Below are 17,686 nucleotides of genomic sequence, written 5' to 3' on the forward strand. Positions count from 1 at the left end.
ATCCCCCGTCAAGGATTTTGGACCTAGAAAGTTGTAATAAGTTTCTGATAGTTTCAGAGAAACACACACGATCCCTAGGAGAAGCCCGTGACTAGCGGTGCCGCCGAGAAGCAAGCATTACGCCAGGACAGCGTTCCGGCCGGCGGCAGCGACGCCGTCGAACGCCTGATCCGTGAGATGACGCTGGAAGAGAAGCTGGCGCAGCTGGCCGGCGTCTGGGTCAATGCCTCAACGGACGGCGACTCCGTGGCTCCCCTGCAAAGCGAGATGGCCGGTGATGGCCGTTCCTGGGAGGAAGTGATCTCCCACGGCCTGGGACAGATCACCCGCATGTACGGCACCGTCCCCGTGGAGCCGCTGGAGGGTGCCCGCCGGCTGGCGGCCGCGCAGGAACAGATCATGGCAGCCTCCCGCTTCGGCATCCCCGCGCAGGTCCATGAGGAATGCCTCGCGGGCCTGGCTGCATGGAAGGCCACGGCGTTCCCGGTGCCCCTGGCCTGGGGCGCCACCTTCAACCCCGCCCTTGTCCGGCAGATGGCTGGCCTGATCGGGGACCAGATGCGGCAGCTCGGCGTCCACCAGGGCCTTGCCCCTGTGCTGGACGTGGTGCGCGACCTGCGCTGGGGCCGGGTGGAAGAGACCATCGGCGAGGACCCGTACCTGGTGGGCATCCTGGCCAGCTCCTACGTGGAGGGCCTGGAGGGGGCAGGGATCGTGGCCACCCTCAAGCACTTCGTTGGCTACTCCGCGTCCCGCGCCGGCCGCAACCACGCCCCGGTGTCCATGGGCCCGCGGGAGCTGGCCGATGTGATGCTGCCGCCGTTCGAACTGGCCATCAAGCACGGCGGAGCCCGTTCCGTGATGCACGCCTACACGGATACGGATGGCCTCCCGGCGGCCGCCAACCGTGCGCTCCTTACCTCCCTGCTCCGCGACGAGTGGGGCTTTGCCGGGACGGTGGTGGCCGACTACTTCGGCGTTGCCTTCCTCAACGTCACCCACGGCGTAGCCGCCGATTCCGGCGAAGCCGCCGCCCTTGCCCTGACCGCCGGCGTGGACGTGGAACTGCCCACGGTGAACTGCTACGGCATGCCGCTGCAGGAACGGGTCCGCGGGGGCGCAGTTGCCGAGTCGCTGGTGGACACCGCGCTGCGGCGCGTACTGACCCAGAAGCAGGAGGCCGGACTGCTGTCCCCGGACTTCAACCCCGCTCCCCCGGCACTTGCCGCCGGAACCATCAACCTTGACCCCGCGGTGAACCGCGAGCTGGCGCGGGAGATCGCAGCACAGTCGCTGGTGCTGCTGAGCAACAGGACGCACGACGGCGGCCCCGCGCTGCCGCTGCCCGGCACCTTGAGCGGTCTCCTCGGCGTCGTGGGGCCGCTGGCACAGGACCCTTTCGCAATGCTGGGCTGCTATTCCTTCGACGCCCACGTTGGTGCCTCGCATCCTGACGTGCCAATGGGCATCCGCATTCCCACCGTCGCTGACGCTGCTGCCTCCCGTTTCGGGTCCGTCCGCAGCGCCGCGACCGGCACCTGCGAGACCATCACGGAGGAACAGATCGAGGAGGCGTGCACTATCGCTGCCGGGGCGGACACCTGCGTGATCGCCGTGGGCGACAACGCCGGCCTCTTCGGCCGCGGCACGTCCGGGGAAGGAAACGACGCCGCCGACCTCCGGCTCCCGGGTGACCAGCACCGCATGCTTGACCGCGTACTGGCGGCCGCCGAGGCTGCGGGGACGCGCACCGTCGTGGTGGTCCTCAGCGGCCGGCCCTACGCGCTCGGGGACTTCGTGGACCGCGCCGGCGCCATCATCCAGGGCTTCTTCCCCGGCGAGGAGGGCGGCGAGGCGCTCTGGGACGCGCTGACCGGCGTCGTCAATCCTTCCGGCAAACTACCGGTGTCCGTTCCGCGCACCCCCGGCGGGCAGCCCGGCACCTACCTGCGCAGCCGGCTGGCCGGCCCGTCCGGCGTCAGCGCCCTGGACCCGTCGCCGCTGTTCGGCTTCGGCCACGGGCTGTCCTATACAAGGTTCGGGTTCTCGGACCACGTGGCCGGCGCCCCTGCGATGTCGACGGCGGAAGCGGTCACCGTGAGCTGCACGGTCACCAACACCGGGCCCGTTGACGGGGCGGAGGTGGTGCAGCTTTACCTGGAGGATCCGGTGGGCGAGGTGGTCCGGCCGGTGCGGGAGCTGATCGGATTTGCCCGGGTGGAACTCGCGGCCAGGTCCTCGGCAAGGGTCGAGTTCACCGTGCACGCGGACCGCACGTCCTTCACCGGCGTGGACCTGAAGCGCGTGGTCACGCCCGGTCTGGTGAAACTGCACGTGGCCACCTCAAGCACGCAGGACGTCTACACCCATGAAGTGATCCTTCACGGCGAGCGCCGCGTGGTGGGTTTCGACCGCGAAATGCTGACGCCGGTGAGGATCACCCAGCACGGTAGTTAGCCCATGCACACGTCTCTGATCGCCGCGTGGGCAAGTTCCGCGAGGCGCCATCGCGTGACTCTTCGTGCGCAGTGATAGTCACTGCTGCCTCCTGCGCCTCATCGATGACCACGTATTGCCCATACTTGCCGTCCAGACGCCATGAAGCAGACGGCCTATCCGTGCTAGCTCTTCTGTGCGGAGTTCCAATCCGCTCCCTCCGATGATCCAACCCAACGGGCACCGGTGCCCATTGCGGGTTCTGAATGCCAAGCGGATCGAACAGGCGAGGCGTGAGCCAGTCACGCCCTCTCGCTCATCATGCACAGCCGTAGGAAGCGCTGAATAATACGGAATTGAGCACCGCGCATACCTCCCCATAGTGTTGCCCTTATGGAATCTCCAATCGAAGGCTACCTGGCGCGGATTCATCGGGAGATTTCGGAACTGAAGGACGGAAAGCCGTACAGCACTATTCCGGCCATGGCGAACGTCAACCCTGACAACTTCGGGATCTGCCTCACAACAGTGGACGGTTATGTCTACGAGATCGGGGACACCCGGGAAGAGTTCAGCATCCAGTCCATCTCGAAGCCCTTCACCTACGGTCTGGCACTGGCGGACCTTGGCCTGGACAAGGTGGACGAGAAGGTTGACGTCGAGCCTTCGGGGGATTCCTTCAACGAGATTTCCCTCGCCGAAGGGACAGGACGGCCGGCGAACGCAATGATCAACGCAGGTGCCCTCACGGCAACCTCTCTGATCAAAGCGTCGGGCGGCATCACCCGGATCAAGCGCATCGTCAACACGTACTCGGCCTTCGCAGGAAGAGAACTGTCCATCGACGAGGAGATCTTCGCCTCGGAACTGGAGCATGGTCACCGGAACCGGGCACTGGCGTACCTGTTGCGGTCCTTCAATATCATCGAGAATGACCCGGTGCCGGTCATCGAAGACTATTTCCGGCAGTGTTCCGTCCTGGTGAACTGTTTGGACCTCTCCCTCATGGCGGCAACCCTTGCCAACAGCGGCCGGAACCCCATGACCGGGAAACAGGTGATGGAGATCTTGCCGGTGGAGCGGGTCCTCTCGGTCATGACCACCTGCGGAATGTATGACGACGCCGGATCCTGGATCAGTACCGTCGGGATGCCTGCGAAGAGTGGAGTCGGGGGCGGGACCATCTCCGTACTCCCCGGACAGGTGGGCCTGGCTGTCTATTCCCCGCCGCTCGACGAGCACGGCAGCAGCGTGCGCGGCATCGCAACGAGCCAGCGGCTTTCGCAGGATATGGAGCTCCATTTTGTCCGCGCGGCACGTGTCGGCAAGTCCGCAATTCGCTCGAGCTACGACATCTCGGCTGCTCCCTCGGGTATCCGCCGTGGTGACGAGGCTATGGATCTCCTCCGCGACCATGGTCACCGCGCCCGTGTGGTTGAACTGAACGGCGACCTCCTTTTCGCCGGCACGGAGTCGATGGTCCGGGAACTGAGCAGTCTGAACGATGAAGTGGAGCTCATCATCCTCGACTTGCGTCGTGTGGACGAGGTTGCGGACGTATCGATGCGCCTCCTTGCCGAGGTTCGTGAGAACCTCGTCGCTGATGGCCGGGAGCTGGTGCTGATAGATGCGGAAGGTACGCTCGCCGATGCTTTCCGGGACGTCGACCGTGACGTCCCGACTTTTGACACACGGACGGCAGCTGTCGAATGGTGCGAGAACCGGCTCATCGAGACCTATGGCACCGAGCTGGATTTGCCAAGTCGGGTCAACATCGCGCAGTGCCCCGCCCTGAGTCCGCTCAGCGATGAGGACATCCAAAAGCTCGCCGACCGGATGGAAGACCGAACCTACAACGACGGCGACGTCATCCGCCGCATCGGTCAATCCTTCGGTGGAGTGTTTTTCATCCTGTCCGGCGGCGTCACCACGTCGGTGCTCGGTCCCACCGGGCACCGGGTGAAACTGACTACCCTGAGTGCGGGGATGACCTTCGGAGAACTTGCGCTGGGCAGCGATGATCGGCAGGAAACCACGGTGAAGGCCACAGGGAAGGTCACCATCAAACTCCTCACGGCAGACGCGATATCGCGATTGGAGTCGGAGGATGAGCGGCTTGCGCTCGAATTGTGGAAAGCCCTGACCCGAGACGCATACACCCGGGTGGACCTTTATCTCAGGGAAACGGCAGTACGGATCCGGGACTGATTCCTGTGACTATCGGCGCAGGTCGGACGGGAGCATACCCATCACTACGGCAACGATCCACTCGCCTTCCCAGTCGCGGCCTGCCTCCGTCCCATAGCCTTGGTTGAGTACCGGAAGACGCTCCAGAGCGACGTCCCGGCGCCCCTAGTGTGCCAGCGGAGCGGCAGGTATGTCGTCGGCATCGTGCAGCGGCGGTGAAGAGAACGGGCCGAGTGCAGAGGACTGTTGATGTCGTTCCCTGGCTGGGGAGCTGCCGGGCGGAGCGGATCTTGGCCTCCGTCATAATGCGTTTGCGTCCGCCGAGCCGGCCCTGTTCGCGCGCTGCCTGTAGGCCTGCCTGGGTGCGTTCGACCATAAGCTCGCGTTCCATCTGCGCCAGGGAAGCCATGACGATGAAGAAGAAGCGTCCGGAGGCGGTGGTGGTGTCGATCGAGTCGGTGAGACTGACAAAGCCAATGCCCCGCCTGTTCAGGCCTCCGGCGAGACCGGGGCGGCCAGCCTTGGTCCCGCTCATTGTGTCTTCAAAGACGCGATCGCATCCCGCACCCCTAAAGGCGGCCAACTGTAGATCAAGGTTCTGGTCGCGCGTGGACACTCTGACGTAGCCGATACGATGTGCAGCCATGGGGGCTTCTCATCTCCAAGGCCTTTCCCACAGAACGGCCTGGCTGTCCAGCTGTGAATCGCAGCGCTGAATGTCACCTCTGGCGCCCGATAGCCGATCTTCACTGGGCAGACGCCCTGGTCCGCGCGAGCCAATCTTTCACCAGCGCGGCAGTAAGGTCCGGGCGTTCGAGATGGGCATTATGGCCAGCGGCGTCGAGTACCGCGTAGGTGCCCCGGACATAGTGGCTGCGCAGTTTCCACCCATCCTCGTAGCCAGTCACGTGGTCCTGACGCCCGAAAAGGTGCAACGAGGGTGCCTCAAAGGGAGCAGGGTGTGCCACCTCGGGTTCGACAGAGAGCGCGTACTCCGCCGCCACTCGTTCGAGGATTGCTTGGTTCGCTCCGCGAAGACCAGGAAGGACATACCGGGTAAATGCCTCCAGCGTGGCCTGACTCTGGACGACGGTCATTTCCTCGTAGTCCTCCCGCACGTGGCCAGCCAAAGCCAGGACAGACGGGTCCTCCCGGACAACCTGCCGGCGGGGAAGGCTGCGAGCCTGATGGGTCGGCTCGTACACGCCCGCAAGAGTAGCCAAGCCAAGAACCTGATCCCGAAGCACGTGGGCTATGTGCCGGGAAATCATGCCTCCGAAGGAGTTGCCGATCACGGCGAACGGCCGGTCTCCAAGACACTTATGGATATCGTTCAGAGCGCTTTGCGCGACGTGGTCTGCGCTGGAGACATTCGTGTCAGCGTTTCCCGCGGCCCACGGTAGGTCGATATAGATCCGTCGCCACCCGGAGCCATCAAGGGCGTCCTCCAACGGAAGCATGACCCGATGATCAACGCCGAATCCGTGGATTACTACGAGCGGAAGGCCTTCTCCTAAGACTTGAGCAATCACGGACCAGAGCCTACAGGCACAGTTTGATCCCTCAGCGTTTGGTGAACCTGTCCTCGATGAACCGCAGCAGCGGCCGGGAGTTGAGGCACACCAGGAACACCAGGGCCCCGGCAACCACCAGCATCAAGTAGGTGGTGGACATCAGCAGCAGGAAGGCAGCCACAAACAGGATGCCGGCGTTGCCCAGCGCCACCCTCTTCTGCGCACCGAAGCCGTACAGCGACAGCCGGTAGATGTCCCGGACGGGGAAGGTGAACCGGGACAGCAGCAGCAAGGCGTTCAGTGCCGCCGTTGCCACCAGGAGCGCCAGGACCAGCAGCGCCACCCGGATGGCGGGTTCCGCGCCGGGTCCGGCGCCGGGGATGAGTGGCAGGCCGGCCAGGTTCAAGGTGACCACGGCCAGCACCAGCAGGTATGGCAGCCACACCACCAGGGCCTGCACAAAGTTCATCCGGTAGCCCCGCACAAAGTCACGGAACACCCCGGTGTCATGGCCGGCAAGCAGCCGGTTGAACGCGTACATGGCAGCCACCAGGGACGGGCCAACCGGGACGAAGGCCAGCAGCACCAGGAGCCAGTTGCCCAGCAGTGGCGTTACCACCAGCAGCACGTTGGCAAGCACCAGCAGCGCGTGGCCCATCATCACGCCGGCCACGGCGCCGGCCACCCTGAAGAGGGGGCCGGCACCGTATTCCGCTTTTTTCTGAACCACGCACTGCCTTTCGGTTGCCGGCAAAGGCGGCCGGCGCCGTCGTACTTCCTACTTCTTATCTGCGTAAGCCGTGTACGCCTTGTTCGCCAACTCTACGTATTTGGACATGCCCTTGCTGTCCAGTTCCTTGAGGTAGGCGTCGAACTCGCCCAGGCTCCGCTGCCCCGTGATGAACTTCAGGGTGTTCTGCTTGACGTGGTCCTTCAGCGGGGTGAGCACCAAGGTGGCCTGCTCGCGGTCCACGTCGCTGAACGGCACGGGCGGGGACACCGGCTTCGGGGTCTTGCTCTTCATGGCCTCCTGGAACGCGAGCTCCTCCTCATTGAAGGTGGAGTGGAGCAGGTCCGTGGTGCCGCCGTACGCGAAGTTGCCGCCGGAGAATCCGTATTCCACCCGCAGGTCCTTGGTGCCGGCCGGGTTGAGTCCCTGGAAATTGATGTCCTTGGCGAGGACGCGCTTCCCGCCTTCCTTGCTGAACGTGGTGCCTTCCACGCCCCATTTCGAGAACTCCTGCCCGGCATCGCTGTAGAAGAGCCAGTCGATGTACTGCATGAGCGCCACGAACGTGTCCTTGTCCTTCACGGACGAGTTGAGCATGATGCCGTTCTCCAGCCGCGAGCCGCCGATGAGGTCCCCCGCTGGGCCACCGGGGACCGTGATCTTGCGGACGGTGAAGTTGCCCTTGCCCAGCGACTGCTCCATGGACGTGCGGTAGGTGATGATGTTCTGCGAGTTCGCGCTGATGACGAACGACTTGCCGGAGGTGAACTTCTGGATGGCCGAATCGTCCGTCTGCGTGAAGCTTTCGGGGTCCATCAGGCCCTCGGACACCAGGGAATTGAAGTAGGTCACCAGTTCCTTGAACCTGGAGGTGCCGGCGGCGAACTCGAATTCCTTCTTGTCCTCGTCGAAGTTCAGCCCGTCCACCAGTCCCCAGCCCGCCACCGTGCCGAACGCGTTGCCGGCGATGTTCAGCACGCTGTTGCCGTTGAACCTGTCAGAGAACGGCACCACGTCCGGATAGGCCTTCTTCAGCTTGCGCAGCACCTCGCGGAACTCGTCCCAGGTCTTTGGATCCGCGATTCCTTCCTTCTCCAGGATGTCGGTGCGGAAGGCCAGGGTGTAGTCCGGCCACAGCTCCTCATGCAGCCCGGGCAGCACGTAGTACTTGCCGTCCTCCTGCGTGAGTCCGGCGATCTCCGGCTCGAGCTTCCACTTCTTCACCTTGTCCTGGAAGTGCGGCATCAGGTCCACGTAGTCGCTGACCGGCAGGACCGCCCCGGACGAGACGTACGCGCTCTCCTGGCCCGGGTAGGTCTTGGCGATGATTTCCGGGGCGTTGCCCGAGCTGATCAGCAGGCTGCGCTTCTGCTCGTAATCGCTGCTCGGCACGATGGTGGGTTCCAGCGTGACGTTGTTCGCGGTGGCCATCTGGGTGAACAGCAGCCAGTCCTTCTTGAACGGGTACGAGGGCTGGTCGCTGAAGAGGAAGGTGAAGCTCACCGGCGCCGTCGCCTTGAACGTATCCCCCACCCCAAAGCTGTCCATGGCTCCGGTGCGGGCCTTGGAGGTGTCCACCTTGGTGCCTGAATCGGAGTCACAGCCTGCCGCCACCAGGCCGAACGCGGCGAGGGCGGAGAGGCCCAGGAACTCTCGTCTGCGGATCATGGGTTTTCCTTTCATAAGGGGTTATTCCTTGACGGAACCGAGCATGACGCCCGTGAAGAAGTACTTCTGGACAAAGGGGTAGATGCACAAGATGGGAATGACGGTGAGGACGATGGTGACCGACTGGATGTTCGCCGCGATCTGGCCGAGGTTCTCCGCCGTGCCGCCGGCAGAGTCGGCGGTGGTGACCCCGGCGATCATGTTGCGGAGGTAGATGGTCACCGGGAACAGGTCCGGATTGTCCAGGTAGAGGAAGGCCTGGAACCAGGAGTTCCAGTTGGCTACGGCGTAGAACAGCACCATGGTTGCCACGATGGCCTTGCTCAGGGGAAGGACCACCTTGAACAGCACACCGTACTGGGTAAGCCCGTCAATGGCGGCGGCTTCCTCCAGTTCGCGGGGCATGTTTTCGAAGAACGACTTCATGATGAGCAGGTTGAAGACGCTGATGGCATTGGGCAGCACCACGGCCCACAGGGTGTCCCGCATGCCCAGCGAGCTGATCAGCACGTAGTTGGGGATGAGGCCGCCGTTGAAGAACATGGTGAACACCGCGATGCCAATAAACACGCTGCGGCCTTTCAGGTCCTTCTTGGCGATGGCGTAGGCGAAGCTGGTGGTCAGGACCATGGAGATGGCCGTTGCCACCACCGTGTACAGGACCGTGTTGCCGTAGTTGTTCCAGAAAGTGGAGTCGGCGAGGATCAGCTTGTACGTTTCGGTATTGAACCCCATGGGGAACAGGTTGACCTGGCCCGCGTTGATGAACCCTTCGCTGGAGAAGCTCTGGGCGATGATGTTCATGAACGGGTAAAGCGTCAGGAACACCACCACCAGCAGGAAGACCAGGTTGAACATCCTGAACACGCGCATGCCGCGGGAGACCTTCATGTCCTTGAGCAGCACCCCGGTTTCCTTGGGGCTGCGCCCGGCGCGGAAGCGGGGCTTGGCGCCGGCGGGCCTACTGCCGGAGCCTTCCTCCCCCGCGGTGCCCGGCGCGGTGCTGGAACTTTCAGTGGTGCCGGCCTGGTTCATGGTTTCGCCCTTCATGGTTGGCCCTTTCACCACAGGCTCGTTCCGGCGAGCCGCTTGGAGATGGCGTTGGCGGAGAGGATCAGCGTGAGGCCGATGACGGATTCGAACATTCCGATGGCTGCGGCATAGCTGAAGTTGCTGGACTCCAGGCCCACCCGGTACAGGTAGGTGGAGATGACATCTGACGTTGCGTAGTTGAGCGGGTTGTAGATCAGGAGGATCTTTTCGAAGCCCACGGCCATGAACGTGCCGATGTTCAGGATCAGGAGGGTGATGATGGTGGGCCGGATGGCCGGCAGCGTCACGTGCCAGGTCTGCTGCCAGCGGTTGGCACCGTCAATCCGGGCGGCCTCGTACAGCGATTCGTCCACGCGGGTCAGCGCGGCGAGGTAGAGGATAGCGCCCCAGCCCATGGTCTGCCACACCTCGGAGCTGATGTACATGGGCCGGAACCAGCCGGCGTCCTGGGTGAAGTTCACCGTGGTGCCGAACACTGTATTGGCGATCTGGTTGACCGTGCCCGTCATGGAGAAGTTCTGCAGGATCATGCCGGCGATGATCACCACGGACATGAAGTGCGGCAGGTACGCCACGGTCTGGACGAACTTCTTGAACTTCTGCGAGCGCAGCTCGTTCAGCATCAAGGCGAAGATGATGGGCATCGGGAAGCAGAACAGCAGCGTCAGGACGCCCAGGATGATGGTGTTCTGGAATGCCTGCCAGAAGCTGGGATCGTTGATGAAGAGGGTGACGTACTTCAGTCCCACCCATTTCTCGCCGAAGATGCTGCCGCCTGGCTGGAACTGCCGGAAAGCGATCACGTTGCCGGCCATCGGCAGGTAACGGAACACGGCGAAGTAAGCCAGCGGCAGCAGCACCAGCGTGTACAGCCGCCAGTCCCGTTTCAGGGCCAGCCCCCAGCTGCCGGGTTTGTTGCGGCGGTTCCGGGTGGTGCCGGGCGGGTCCGGGGTGACCGCCTCGGGAGGTACTTCCAGTCGCATGGCCATGGTGGGGCCTCCTATCGGGCGGTGTCTGAGGGGTTGGGGTCTGTAAGTTCTTCGATCACCAGGACGCCGTGGGCTGCGAGCTCGACGGTTCCCTGCACGGCGTTGCCGGTTAGGCGGTCCGCGCCGCCGGCTTTGACGTCCACGCGGGCAGGTGCGTCATTGTGGTTCAGGACCAGCAGATAGCTGCGTCCCTTGCCGGTACGACGACGGACCTGCACTCCCGGCGGAGCGTCGAGTTCCGGGCGGATCCCCGCAGCAGCGCGCTCGGCCGCGAGCAGGTCCTCCAGGAAGGCGCTGTCCACCCTGGCGGACAAGTAGACGGCGGTTCCTTTGCCGAACGTGTTGCGGGTGACGGCGGGTGAGCCGGCAAGACGTCCGGACGCGTAGCTCGCCAGGACGTCCGCTGTTTCGGTATGCAGGTGCTCAGTCCAGTAACTGGCCGAAGCCGTGCCGCCGTCGGCCGTTGAAATCTTTACTTCCTCACCCTCGCCGGCCAGCGGGTGCATCTCCTCGCTCCAGGCGCCCAGGACGCTGCGGAGGGCGCCCGGGTAGCCGCCCAGACGGATGGTGTTGTCCGGGTCCACGATGCCGGAGAGGTAGCTGGCCACCAGGCGCCCGCCGCCGGCAACGTAGTCCTCGAACCTTTGCGCGGCATCGTCGGAGAGGAGGTACGACGCCGGCAGGACCACCAGGCTGTACTGGCTGAGGACTGAGGCGGTGTTGACGAAGTCCACCGGAATGTTCGCGTCGAAGAAGGGCCGGTAGAGACGGAGGACTTCCTGGGTGTAGTTCAGGTCCGAGCGCGGCGAGTTGCCCAGTTCCAGGGCCCACCAGCAGTCCCAGTCGAAGACCATGGCCACCTTGGAAGCGGACCGTGTGCCGGTGATGCCGCCAAGGTCCTTCAGTTCCCGGCCCAGTTCGCAGACTTCCCGGAAGACACGGGTGTTGGGCCCTGCGTGGTTGACCATGCCGGAGTGGAAGCGTTCCGTGCCGCCCTTGGCCTGGCGCCACTGGAAGAAGAGGATGGAATCCGCGCCCTGCGCGATCGCCTGGTAGGAGCCCAGGCGCATCTTCCCGGGGAGTTTGGAGACGTTGACGGACCACTGGCTCACCGCGGCGGTGGCCTGTTCCATGACCAGCCAGGGCTGGCCATTCCGGAGCGAGCGCATCAGGTCGAAGTTGAGGGCGGCGGCCACGTGGGCGTCTTCCTCGCGTGGGTCCGGGTAGATATCCAGGGCGGCAGCGTCCTCCTCCGCGGCCCAGGCCCAGTAGTCGTTGTTCTTGTAGAAGCGCATGAAGTTGGTGACGATGGGCAGGTCCGGGGTGTGCCGGCGCAGGATGTCCCGTTCGGCCTTGTAGTGCTCCAGCATGCTGTCCGACGTGAACCGGTGGTAGTCCAGGCGCCGGGAGGGGTTGGACCAGGTGCGGGGCTGGGCGGGGGCGTTGACCTGGCTCCAGTCAGAGTAGACCTGGCCCCACACGTCCGTGCTCCAGGCGGTGTTGAGACCGTCCAGGCTGCTGTACTTCTGCTGCAGCCATTCACGGAAGGCCCGGTCCGCGTGGGGTCCGTAGGAAACGGGTCCGTATTCGTTGTTGACGTGCCACATGCAGAGGGCGGGATGGCCGGCATAACGCTCCCCCATCTTCTCGGCCATGGCCAGGGACTTCTCGCGGTAGGCGGGGTGGGAGACGTCAAAGTGCTGGCGGGACCCGAAACCGAACGTGGTGCCGTCCGCCAGGACCGGAAGGATGTCCGGGTGCTGGGCAACGAGCCAGGCCGGCGGGACGGCGTCAGGAGTGGCAAGATCCACGCCGATGCCGTTTTCGTGCAGCAGGCCCATGATCTGGTCCAGCCAACCGAAGTCATAGACGCCGTCCGCGGTTTCCAGCCGGCTCCAGGAAAAGACAGCCAGCGTAATCAGGTTGACCCCTGCCTCCTTCATGAGGCTGACATCCTCTTCCCACACCTCGCGGGGCCACTGCTCCGGGTTGTAGTCCCCGCCGTAGGCTATGCCGCCCAGCCTCTCGTGCAGGCGTTTGAGGCGGGTTTCGGGGGTGCTGGCGCGAGGCTCGCTGGTCATCATTGTCCTTTGGTAGGCAAATGGCCGCCGGCTCCCCACCGTTGCGACCTGCATCACACGTAGAAACTATCGTAAAGTTTCAGCAATAACAACAGTCTTATATGAAGTGAAAGCGCCCTCCCGCGGGAGGGGCAAAATCCGCTTGGGGCAGACGATGCGCAGGTCAGCGGCGGATTGTCTGGTCTGAAACGACCTCGTCCGGCCTAAAGAACTGCGCGGACCGGCCCTTCCTGATGAACACGGAAAGTATCGGAAGGCCCAGGAAGGCTGTTAGTCCAGGCACACTTCCTTGCCGGACATCAGGAACAGGAGCATACTTATTAGCAGGACTAATTAGCAGTGCTAAGTATTTTCAGGAGGCGCAATCCCGGCGTGACCACCACCGACACCCAGAACCCCAAAACCACCGGATCGGCCAGCCCGGACAGCCTGGCCATAGATCTCCGCACGGCCGTCATGCGCACCTCGCGCCGGCTCCGCGTCGAGGCCACCGGTGACGCCATCACCCCGGGGCAGTACACGGTCCTGGCCCTCCTGAACGGCAACGGGCCCAGCACCCTCCGCGCACTTGCCGAAAGCGAGCACGTGCAGGCTCCGTCCATGACGCGGATCGTCAACGCGCTTGCGGACCAGGGCTTCGTGTCCAGGGCGGCAAACCCCGACGACGGGCGCCAGGTCCGCGTGGACATCACCGACGCCGGCCGGGCAGTCCTGGCCGAGGCCCGGAACCAGCGGACCGCATGGCTGGCACAGCGGGTGGCCGGGCTGAGCGAAGAGGACCGGCAGATCCTCAGCCGCGCGGCGCACATCATGCAGGAAATGAGCGGCACATGAGCGCCATGTTCCGGGCCCTGGAGAACCGGAACTACCGGATCTGGGCCAGCGGCGCGCTGGTGTCCAACATCGGCACGTGGATGCAGCGGATAGCCCAGGACTGGCTGGTGTTGACCGTCCTCACCAACTACTCCGGCGCCGCCGTCGGCATCACCACCGGCCTGCAGTTCCTTCCCATGCTGATCCTCGGACCATATGGCGGAGTGCTGGCGGACCGCTACCGCAAACGGGTGATCCTGCTGTGGACGCAGGTGGCCATGGGCCTGACCGGGCTGGCGCTGGGGCTGCTGGTGGTCACCGGCACCGCCGAACTGTGGCACGCCTACCTCGCCGCCCTCTGCCTTGGAATTGCCAGCGCCGTGGACGCCCCTTCACGGCAGGCCTTCGTCTCCGAACTCGTGGGCCAGGACAACATCTCCAACGCGGTGGCCCTGAACTCCGCGTCCTTCAACACGGCCAGGCTTACCGGCCCTGCCATCGCCGGCGTCCTGATTGCCTGGGTGGGAACCGGCCCGGTGTTCCTGCTTAACGCCGCCAGTTTTGGCGCGGTCATCATCTCGCTGTTCCGGATCCGGACCTCCGAACTTGCTCCCTCGGCGCCCGCCAGCAGGGGCAAGCACCAGGTGGCGGAAGGTGTCCGCTACGTGCGCAACCGCCCGGACCTGGTGCTGATCATGGTCCTGGTGGGCATCCTCGGCGCGTTCGGAATGAACTTTCCCATCACCAACGCGCTCATGGCCACCACCGAGTTCGGGGTGGGCCCCGGCGAGTTCGGGCTGCTGGGCTCCATCATGGCGGTGGGCACCCTGGCCGGGGCGCTCCTTGCCGCACGGAGGGCCGGTCCGCGGCTGAGGTTCCTGCTGGGCGGGGCGCTCGGGCTTGGCGCCTTTACCCTCCTGGGAAGCGTATCGCCGTCGTTCTGGCTGTATGCAGCAGTCCTGATCCCGGTGGGCCTGGCCTCCATCACCTTCCTGAACAGCTGCAACACGAGCATCCAACTCTCGGTGGAGCCCCAGTTCCGCGGGCGGGTGTTGGCCCTGTACCTTGCCGTGCTCCAGGGCGGAACCGCCGTGGGCGCTCCGCTCATGGGCTGGATCGGCTCGGAGTTCGGCGCCCGCTGGTCGGTGGCGGCCGGAGGGATCATCGTGCTGCTGGCGGCCGTGGCCGCCGTGATTGTGGTCAGCCGGCGGAGCAGCCTGAGCTTCCGGGACAACCTCCGCTTGGTGTTCCGGCGGCGCCGCGAGCCTGCCGTCTAGGTCAACGCAACCAGGCAACGGACGACGGCGGCGCTGCGGACTTCGCCTGGAGGCACCCCTGGTGGGGCTGCTTCGGCGGCCCGCACCGCCGTCGTTCGCTGTCCGCAGGCAGTAACGCCGCTGTAACGCCTGGAGGGTCTAATTCCAGTGGACGCAATGATCGCCTGACGGTCCATGCCTTCCGTGGCCGCCGGGACCCTACCCAAGGCTGGAACCCGGGCAGTACAGATAGTGATGGTGCGAGATGCACTCCTGCAGCCGCCGCCCGATCGCCCTCACCTGGGCGGTCACCCTGGCGCTGCTGCTGTCTGCGTGCATGGCAACCGGCGGCGATGGTGAGCCGGCTCCCAGCAACAGCACGTCACAATCGAGCCAGCCCACTGAGTCCGGCAGCCCTGGCGGCAACCCCACCAGCGGCGGAGCGCGCAGCCAGTCCCCAAGTCCGGAACAGGGCCAGGAACGGCCCGTACCCGGAGGGCAGCAGCGGCCCGATCCTGGACCGCCGCCGGCACAACCGCCCGCTCAGCCACCCGGCCCGCCTGCCCCAAACCAGCCACCGGGCCCGCCCGCACCGGCCCAGCCGCCCGCCGCACCCGCCGCGCCTGCCCCGCCTGCCCCGCCTGCCGCGAACCAGCCACCCGCCCCGCCTCCGGGACCGCCCGCTCCGCAGTTGCCGCCCGTCCCGGAGACCGTGGTGCTCGACTGGCTGCCGATCGGCCCGGTGGGCAGGGGCGACCCCATTTGGTACAGGAACCTGAGGGGCATGGACTGCGGGTCCCTTCCCGAATACGCCGGACCCTTTAACACCGTCGAGGAAGCGTCGAAAACGCTGTGCCTCGGCTTGACGGGAGACCAGGCTGCCTGGGAGGCGGGAGCCTCTGCGCTGGACACAATGCCGCCGCCATTCGAGGGCGATTGCTGGTCCGCCACCGCCCTCGAGATCCTCCGCACCATAGCTGTGGTCCGGCAACAGAATCCGGGCGTCTCCGTGGAGCTTGCCCCTCGCCGCGGAACCGCATGCCCGCCGGAACTCTCGGGCCTGGAGGACAGCGAAGGCAACTCCCCGCCCTTCCTGGTCTGTCCCGGCCAGGCCATTGTCCTGTCCGGAAACATCACCGGCCTGCCTACAGGGACTGTTCGTTCGGTTTACGTCGGTACGAGAACGGCGACGGTCCTGCAGCGCCAAAGCTTCATCGACACGAACCACCCGCTTGAGTTCTACTTCCTGGCACCGCCCCTCGACCCGGGGCAGCCAACCACTGCCGAGGTCAGCATTGCCGACGCCGATTGGCCGGTGAGCGGATCCGCTTCCTTCGAGTACGCAACGGACCAGGGCACATGCCCGCAGGCGCCAGGCACCGCGCCATGACGGAGACCGGCGGGGACGAACGTTCCTCCTGGTCCCGCGCGCTTGGAGTGATCTCGGCTATCGGCCCGCCGGTCACGGTGGCCACGGCCCTGCTGTTCTACTTCGGCTGGGCCCGCGCGGAGGCACAGGCGGCACAGATGGGCCTGAACGTCAGCCTGTTCGGGTACGCAGTGCAGGACTACATCCTGATCAGCATCAACGCGCTGTTCCTGCCGCTCGTCTGCATCCTGGCGGCCAGCGTCGTCTGGCTCGCCCTGGACCGCTGGCTGCGCCGCCGCATCGAAGAGAGCCGCGGCCGGGCCCTCATCCTGAAGGCCGCCGGCATAACAGCCCTGCTCAGCGGACTCCTCGTAGGCGTCAGCCTGGTCCTGGCGGTTGTAGAACCCGCCCGGACAGCGCTGTTCACTCCGTATCTGATGGCTTTGGGCGTACTCGTGGCCACCTGGTGCATGCGCTTGCGCCGGCTGGGCCGGGACCGCACATCACCCGCCCTCAGCTCCGAGCAGCGGGCGGTGGAAACCTCGCTGATCCTCAGCATCGTGACGCTGCTGCTCTTCTGGGGCACGGCCGACTACGCCCAGGCGGTGGGCCGGCGGCTCGCCTTGAACTTCGAACAGGGCGTGCAGTACATGCCCCGGGCGGAGGTCTACTCACCCAAACCGCTGGGCATCGGCTCTGCCGCGGTCACGGAGGTCCAGGTGGGAACCGGGGATGCAGCACTCTACCGGTACGACGGCCTCCGCCTGCTGGTCCTCAGCGGCGGACGCTTCTTCTTCCTGCACGACGGTTGGACGCCGCGGGACGGAACGGTCATCGTCCTGCCGGACGACAACTCCGTCCGTATCGAATTCAGGCGGTAGTGCTCCCCGCGGGCTTCACCCTGTTTCGATGAAGCCACTTCCTGCGTGACTCCAGGGCCCGGGGTGCCGCTGGAGCCTGTGTCAGCCGAGAACGAGTTTGACGGCCAGGGCGAGCATCACCACGCCGATGGCCAGGTCCACAATCCGCCACGTCCGCGGGCTGCTGAGCACCCCGGAAAGCTTTCGGGCTCCATACCCCAGGGCCGAAAACCAGAGGGCGCTTCCCACCACGGCCCCGGTCGCGAAGACCCACCGGGCGTCCGGACCGTGCTGGTTGGCCAGGCCGCCCAGCAGCACCACGGTGTCCAGGTACACATGGGGATTCAGGTAGGTCAGCGCCAGGGTGGTGACGATGACCGATCCCTTGGACCGCGGGGCGTCGGCCGTCAGGGTTGAGGGCTTGAGTGCAGACATGAATGAACGTACCGCCCACCATGTCAGGTAGGCAGCTCCGCCCCACCTCAGCACGTCCAGTGCCATTGGAAACCGGGAAACCAAAGCCCCGATCCCCACTGTGCCGCCGAGGATCAGCAACGCATCACTGACCATGCAGAGCGCCACCACGACGCCCACGTGTTCACGGCGGATTCCCTGCCGCAGCACAAACGCGTTCTGCGCCCCGATGGCAATGATCAATGCCAGGCCCGTCATCAGTCCGGTAGTCCAGATGCTCCACATGCCTTGACCGTAGCCCGGCGTTGCAGATGAA

The 17,686-nt window shown here is 65.0% G+C and carries 14 protein-coding genes; 6 read left to right on the forward strand and 8 right to left on the reverse strand.

The window, feature by feature from the left end; all coding sequences use genetic code 11:
* Nucleotides 1–87 precede the first annotated feature (87 nt).
* Nucleotides 88–2,457: a glycoside hydrolase family 3 N-terminal domain-containing protein gene (locus tag IEX33_RS12895; protein WP_188730748.1), complete on the forward strand. Its 2,370-nt coding sequence runs from the start codon at nucleotides 88–90 to the stop codon at nucleotides 2,455–2,457.
* A gap of 372 nt (nucleotides 2,458–2,829) precedes the next feature.
* Nucleotides 2,830–4,644 (forward strand): glutaminase A, encoded by a 1,815-nt coding sequence (gene glsA / locus IEX33_RS12900; protein ID WP_188730749.1) that lies wholly within the window; start codon nucleotides 2,830–2,832, stop codon nucleotides 4,642–4,644.
* Here glsA and IEX33_RS19560 read toward each other — a convergent pair.
* From IEX33_RS19560 to IEX33_RS12935, 7 genes are all read right to left on the reverse strand, one after another.
* Nucleotides 4,613–5,269 (reverse strand): recombinase family protein, encoded by a 657-nt coding sequence (locus tag IEX33_RS19560; protein WP_322790420.1) that lies wholly within the window; start codon nucleotides 5,267–5,269, stop codon nucleotides 4,613–4,615. The genes glsA and IEX33_RS19560 overlap by 32 nt on opposite strands.
* A 100-nt stretch (nucleotides 5,270–5,369) precedes the next feature.
* Nucleotides 5,370–6,155 carry an alpha/beta fold hydrolase gene (locus tag IEX33_RS12910; protein WP_188730750.1) on the reverse strand — a complete coding sequence of 262 codons (786 nt, stop codon included), beginning with the start codon at nucleotides 6,153–6,155 and terminating at the stop codon, nucleotides 5,370–5,372.
* Nucleotides 6,156–6,186: 31 nt separating this feature from the next.
* Nucleotides 6,187–6,867, reverse strand: a complete 681-nt coding sequence (locus IEX33_RS12915) for a YesL family protein (protein WP_188730752.1) — start codon at nucleotides 6,865–6,867, stop codon at nucleotides 6,187–6,189.
* 48 nt (nucleotides 6,868–6,915) lie between these two features.
* A complete protein-coding gene (locus tag IEX33_RS12920; RefSeq protein ID WP_188730753.1) occupies nucleotides 6,916–8,550 on the reverse strand; it encodes an ABC transporter substrate-binding protein in 1,635 nt (544 codons plus the stop codon).
* A gap of 6 nt (nucleotides 8,551–8,556) precedes the next feature.
* On the reverse strand, nucleotides 8,557–9,426 hold the full coding sequence (locus IEX33_RS12925) for a carbohydrate ABC transporter permease (RefSeq protein ID WP_188730919.1): 870 nt from the start codon (nucleotides 9,424–9,426) through the stop codon (nucleotides 8,557–8,559).
* A 170-nt stretch (nucleotides 9,427–9,596) separates the two neighbouring features.
* Nucleotides 9,597–10,577, reverse strand: a complete 981-nt coding sequence (locus tag IEX33_RS12930) for an ABC transporter permease (RefSeq protein WP_104186269.1) — start codon at nucleotides 10,575–10,577, stop codon at nucleotides 9,597–9,599.
* Nucleotides 10,578–10,588: 11 nt separating this feature from the next.
* A complete protein-coding gene (locus IEX33_RS12935; RefSeq protein WP_188730755.1) occupies nucleotides 10,589–12,658 on the reverse strand; it encodes a beta-galactosidase in 2,070 nt (689 codons plus the stop codon).
* A 456-nt stretch (nucleotides 12,659–13,114) separates the two neighbouring features.
* On the opposite strand from IEX33_RS12935, the gene IEX33_RS12940 reads away from it, so the two are divergent.
* The 4 genes from IEX33_RS12940 (at nucleotide 13,115) to IEX33_RS12955 (ending at nucleotide 16,977) form a co-directional block, all read left to right on the forward strand.
* Nucleotides 13,115–13,492, forward strand: coding sequence for a MarR family winged helix-turn-helix transcriptional regulator (locus IEX33_RS12940; protein WP_377090857.1), 378 nt, complete (start codon nucleotides 13,115–13,117; stop codon nucleotides 13,490–13,492).
* Nucleotides 13,489–14,748, forward strand: coding sequence for an MFS transporter (locus IEX33_RS12945; protein ID WP_188730759.1), 1,260 nt, complete (start codon nucleotides 13,489–13,491; stop codon nucleotides 14,746–14,748). The genes IEX33_RS12940 and IEX33_RS12945 overlap by 4 nt, the downstream gene beginning before the upstream one ends.
* A gap of 694 nt (nucleotides 14,749–15,442) precedes the next feature.
* Complete coding sequence (locus tag IEX33_RS12950; protein WP_188730937.1) at nucleotides 15,443–16,117, forward strand: hypothetical protein; 675 nt, start codon at nucleotides 15,443–15,445, stop codon at nucleotides 16,115–16,117.
* On the forward strand, nucleotides 16,114–16,977 hold the full coding sequence (locus IEX33_RS12955) for a hypothetical protein (RefSeq protein WP_188730762.1): 864 nt from the start codon (nucleotides 16,114–16,116) through the stop codon (nucleotides 16,975–16,977). The genes IEX33_RS12950 and IEX33_RS12955 overlap by 4 nt, the downstream gene beginning before the upstream one ends.
* A gap of 81 nt (nucleotides 16,978–17,058) precedes the next feature.
* Here IEX33_RS12955 and IEX33_RS12960 read toward each other — a convergent pair whose 3' ends face one another.
* The gene (locus tag IEX33_RS12960; protein WP_188730921.1) at nucleotides 17,059–17,655 is read right to left on the reverse strand and encodes a LysE/ArgO family amino acid transporter; all 597 of its coding nucleotides are present in this window, start codon (nucleotides 17,653–17,655) and stop codon (nucleotides 17,059–17,061) included.
* Between the last annotated feature and the right edge of the window lie 31 nt (nucleotides 17,656–17,686).

Origin of the sequence: Pseudarthrobacter scleromae (assembly GCF_014644515.1) — a bacterium.
GTDB lineage: Bacteria > Actinomycetota > Actinomycetes > Actinomycetales > Micrococcaceae > Arthrobacter > Arthrobacter scleromae.

Coding starts and splice junctions, on each gene's coding strand:
- glsA (WP_188730749.1), top strand. CDS start 2,830: ATGGAATCTCCAATCGAAGGCTACCTGGCGCGGATTCATCGGGAGATT.
- IEX33_RS19560 (WP_322790420.1), bottom strand. CDS start 5,269: ATGGCTGCACATCGTATCGGCTACGTCAGAGTGTCCACGCGCGACCAG.
- IEX33_RS12920 (WP_188730753.1), bottom strand. CDS start 8,550: ATGAAAGGAAAACCCATGATCCGCAGACGAGAGTTCCTGGGCCTCTCC.
- IEX33_RS12925 (WP_188730919.1), bottom strand. CDS start 9,426: ATGAAGGTCTCCCGCGGCATGCGCGTGTTCAGGATGTTCAACCTGGTC.
- IEX33_RS12930 (WP_104186269.1), bottom strand. CDS start 10,577: ATGGCCATGCGACTGGAAGTACCTCCCGAGGCGGTCACCCCGGACCCG.
- IEX33_RS12935 (WP_188730755.1), bottom strand. CDS start 12,658: ATGACCAGCGAGCCTCGCGCCAGCACCCCCGAAACCCGCCTCAAACGC.
- IEX33_RS12940 (WP_377090857.1), top strand. CDS start 13,115: ATGCGCACCTCGCGCCGGCTCCGCGTCGAGGCCACCGGTGACGCCATC.
- IEX33_RS12945 (WP_188730759.1), top strand. CDS start 13,489: ATGAGCGCCATGTTCCGGGCCCTGGAGAACCGGAACTACCGGATCTGG.
- IEX33_RS12955 (WP_188730762.1), top strand. CDS start 16,114: ATGACGGAGACCGGCGGGGACGAACGTTCCTCCTGGTCCCGCGCGCTT.
- IEX33_RS12960 (WP_188730921.1), bottom strand. CDS start 17,655: ATGTGGAGCATCTGGACTACCGGACTGATGACGGGCCTGGCATTGATC.